At 53.7% G+C, this 4,890-nt stretch carries 2 protein-coding genes; both read left to right on the forward strand.

Going from position 1 to position 4,890, the window contains the following annotated elements; genetic code table 11:
• Nucleotides 1–1,699, forward strand: a 1,699-nt coding sequence (locus AC2FME_RS18280; RefSeq protein WP_496801201.1) for a Tn3 family transposase, incomplete at its 5' end; no start/stop codon positions are given.
• A gap of 165 nt (nucleotides 1,700–1,864) precedes the next feature.
• A complete protein-coding gene (locus AC2FME_RS18285) occupies nucleotides 1,865–4,699 on the forward strand; it encodes an autotransporter family protein (protein ID WP_257601510.1) in 2,835 nt (944 codons plus the stop codon).
• The last annotated feature ends 191 nt before the right edge of the window (nucleotides 4,700–4,890 follow it).

The raw sequence follows: 4,890 nt of genomic DNA on the forward strand, positions 1-4,890 counted from the left end.
CATTGCCTGCGCCAGCGTGACGGAACCCTTGCTCGCAGCGGCTGATGTGATCCGCGACAAGCAGGATATCCCAAGCCGGTCTGCGCCGTTTCTGAAACCGCAGTCGAAATGGCGAGGCCACCTGCAGAATCCAGAAACCAACCGGGAGCGTCTTTGGGTCGTCGCGGTATTGTTCCATCTGCGCGAAGCCTTCAGATCCGGGGATGTCTGGCTTGCTCATTCCCGCCGCTACAGCGACATGAAACAGGGCCTGGTTCCGGTCGAGGCCGCTCAAACCATGGGGCTGTCGATGCCATTGGAACCGGACGTCTGGATCGCAGATCGAAAACAACGGCTGGAAGACGGGCTGCACAGGCTTGCCATGGCGGTCAAAAATGGAACCCTCCCCGGCGGCGTCATCGAGGATGGCCGCTTGCGCGTCGACCGGCTTGAAGCTGATGTACCTGCGGAGGCCGATAGCCTCATCCTTGATCTTTATCGCCGTCTGCCAGAGGTGAGGATAACGGATATCCTTATGGACGTGGACAATGATACCGGGTTCACCGATGCCTTCACCCATCTGCGCACCGGGGCACCGTGCAAAGACAGGCTCGGATTGTTGAACGTCATTCTCGCTGAGGGTCTAAATCTTGGGCTGAGTAAGATGGCCGGAGCTAGCAGCACGCATAGTTTTACCCAACTGGCGCGACTTTCGAACTGGCATGTGGAAAGCGAGGCTATCAATCGGGCATTGGCCAACGTGATCGAAGCGCAAGCACAGTTGCCAATGGCAAAGTACTGGGGTGCCGGTGAAACTGCTTCCAGTGACGGGCAATTCTTTCCGACCACGCGGCAAGGCGAGGCGATGAATCTGATCAATGCGAAGTACGGTCATGAACCCGGCCTGAAAGCCTATACCCATGTAACAGATCAGTATGGCCCCTTTGCTGCGCAGGTTATCCCTGCCACGGTGAACGAGGCCCCATATATATTGGATGGGTTGCTGATGAACCCGACCGGAAAACGGATCAAAGAACAGTATGCCGATACTGGTGGCTTCACCGATCTTGTGTTCGCCGCCACTTCGCTGCTTGGCTATCTGTTCATCCCGCGCATCAGGGATTTGCCGTCTAAACGGCTGCATGTCTTTGATCGGCGCAGTGTCCCGACTGAGCTGAAGGGCTTGGTGGGTGACAAAATCCGGGAAACCACCATCATCGCCAACTGGCCGGATGTTCTGCGCTGCATTGCGACGATGCTTTCCGGCAGGATGCAACCCAGTCAACTCCTGAAGAAACTGGCGGCGCGGCCGAGACAACACGACCTGGCCATTGCCCTACGCGAAATCGGGCGGGTTGAACGAACACTCTTCATCATCGAATGGGCGCTCGACACGGATATGCAGCGTCGCGCCAACATTGGTCTCAATAAAGGTGAGGCGCACCATGCTTTGAAAAGTGCCCTACGGATTGGTCGGCAGGGAGAAATCAGAGATCGCACAATCGAAGGTCAACACTTCCGCATTGCAGGACTGAACCTGCTCACCGCAATCATCATCTACTGGAATACAAAACAGCTCGGCATAGCGGTCGCGCAGCGGAAAAAGGCCGGGTTGGACACGCCAGCCTATCTTCTTTCACACATCTCGCCCCTTGGATGGGCACATATTATCCTCACCGGTGAATATAGGTGGCGACAGATCGAAGCCATTGCCACTTAGAAGGGCCGGGCGCTCATTCGGTCTCAATACCCTCCTGAAGCACATGCTTCGGGTAGGTAGATTAGTTTTGGCAAAACTGCCACACGACCTTACAAATAACAGCATTGCGGCGTATTTTTTTCAAACTTTATTTGTATCCGAACTAAATCGAGTACGTTGTTTTGAATGAGTGAAGCTTTGGTAAGAATGAGAAAAAACGAAAAACAGGCATGTTTGAGAACAACCCTGAAGGATGAACACACCTATACTTCAGGGTCACGCGTCCAGATTTTTGCGTGGTCGCTCCTGTCGACGACATTGATGACTTCTGGCGCATATGCTCAGAGCTTTACGATCCAAAACGGACAGATTGTTGGTCAACAAACCCTGACAACTCCTGGTGATGTGGGTACAGTGGATGCCGGTGGGACCATCAATGCCGGGGGTGATGGCATCGTTGATGCCGGGGCCGTCGATAACCTGACCGTGCTAAACAATGGATCAATTGTTTCTGGCGCTAACGGTGTGAACTTTGATGGGAACTCTAGCGCTCTCACAAACAACGGGGGCATCACCGCAACAGTTGATGGTCTTCGGTTCCAGGACGGGTCAGTTGTGACCAACGGTGGTACAATTTCAGCCAGCGATGATGGCCTGGATGGACAAGATTCAAACACGATAACGAATAATGGCACAATTACATCAGCAGGGAGTGGTAGTTCTGCTAATAACAACAGCATCGAGGTTCAGGACAACAACACCGTAACAAACAACGGAACGTTGATTTCAGCAGACGATGTAATTGATGCCGGTGATACTAACACCCTCGTAAACTCTGCCACTGGTATCATCAATGCAGGCGACGACGGTTTTGATATCGGAGATGGGAATAGCGTCACAAACCGCGGAACAATAACAGCCACAGACCGGGGGATTCAAGCAGGTGATGATCTTACGGCCATCAATTCGGGAACTATCACCGCGGGTGACGATGGTATCCTTGGTCAAGACAACGGGTTTGTAGACAATTCCGGCACCGTTACGACGACCAGTGGAGGCACCGGAAATGTGGCCGTTGCTTTGAACAATGGCACGGTCATCAACTCCGGTACGTTAGATGGCGGGATTGGCATTCAGTTCGCCACCGGCATGGGAACGGTTATCAGTTCTGGCGCAATTACCGGCCGAGCCGGTACGGCGCTGGATTTTGCTCTGGGCGCCTTTGATGATCAGGCAACGTTACAGACCGGGAGCACTACAACCGGTAATATTCTACTCAAAGGTGGGAATGACACGCTGACCAGTGATGGAGGAATTGTTGGTGATATTCTCGCAGACACCGGCGATGATTCCGCAACCTTTACCAGCAACAGCACAACGGTGGGCCAAATACTGATGGGGGACGGCTCCGATCTTGTAACCTTTTCAGGTGGAGATTTCAGCGGCGTTACCCTGTTCGATGGCGGCGATGATACTGGCCTTGCCGACGGATTTGTCGACGTTCTGACCTTTACCGGAACCAGCGGGGCTCTGACCGGCACGAATGTCATCAACTGGGAGAACGTAGTGATCGGAGCAGGGTCCACGATTTCGTTCACTGATAACCTGCTCGTCGCAGGAGCGCTTCAAACCAATGCAGGCGGTATTCTGAATGCCGCTGGCGGGTTTTCTCTGACCGGCGCACTGACGAACAATGGGATAGTGTCCACCCGAAATGGTGCGGCAGGGGATGTGGTGTCTGTGAGCGGCGATTATTCCGGCAGCGGTCAGTTGCAAGTTGATGTCGATTTCACCTCAGATACAGCGGATTCGTTGCAAGTCGCCGGTGACGTGAACGGGGGAACAACAGCCATCGCCGTAACCGATGTCTCAACAGGTCTGGCATCAGGCAATGACGTTCTGGTCGTTGATGTGGCCGGGACAACATCCGCCGGTGACTTTGCGCTGGCGAGTGGCCCGGTCGCATCCGGGGCTTTCTCTTATGACCTTGAGCTCATTGGCAGCCAATTCTTTCTAAGCAGCATCGGCGTAAATGGAACCGGAGCGGTTTATGAGGCAACGCCTTCGGTGCTGCTCGGCTTCACAGACCTGCCGACACTGGAACAACGTGTTGGTCAGAGGCAATGGTTGTCTCGGGACAGTGAGCGGGGCCCGGTACAACCTCAGGAAGGCGCGTGGCTGCGCCTTTATGGTAACCGTTTTGACATTTCACCCGACTCCAGCACCTCAGGTCTGAATTACGACACACAAAGATGGGGCCTCCAGTTCGGTGCGGATGTTGCTATTGACGAAGGTGACAACGGGTTTTGGGTTGTGGGTGTTACAGGTCAACTTGGCAGCGTTAGCGCGGATGTGACAAACGCTCTTGGGCGCGGCGATATCGATGCAGACGGGGTCGGGATTGGCGCAACTGCAACCTGGTATGGAAATTCCGGCACTTACTTCGATGCCCAGGCACAGTTGAACTGGATAGATACTGATTTTTCATCGTCAACCAGTGGATCATTAGGATCGGATGTTTCCTCGAAAGCCTATGCTTTGAGTTTCGAGGTCGGCCATCTGTACGAACTGGATGAACAGAACGCTCTTGTGCCGCAAGCGCAGCTGACCTGGGGCGGCTGGGATGGAGATGATTTTACCGACAACGCGGGGAATGTTGTAGATTTCAACTCAGAAACTAGCCTGATCGGCCGCATTGGTCTGGCCTATGAGCATGAGTACACTGAAGGATATTTCTTTGGCGATCATAGCCGGGGTGCTGGATATGCCGGGCACCGTGAAAAAGTCTACGTCATCGGAAACATCCTGCACCAGTTTGCGGGATCGACAACAGTTGGCGTTTCTGGAAGCAACCTGTCGTTGGAAAACCAGACGACATGGGCTGAAATTGGTCTCGGTGGGTCGATTGTTTGGGAAGAAGATAAAACGCTCTACCTTGAAGCCGCCTATAGCTCATCACTAGATGGCGGCGGAGATAGTCACGGATATGGTTTAACAGCAGGATTCAGGATGCTTTGGTGAAATATCGCATCAACAGGCGGAGCAGTTTTCACTCGCCGGACCTGAATGACGTTCATCATTCCCTCTGGTAAGTGACCGGGCCCCATCAGCACGAAGCCTTCCGAAAAATGCGGCTGAAAGGCAGTTATCCAATCTACCTGCATGAAGAAATCTCTTACCGCCCTATTCTGCACTTAGCCGGAGTCGACCCC

It is taken from the genome of Ruegeria sp. BHSC026 (genome assembly GCF_059613065.1).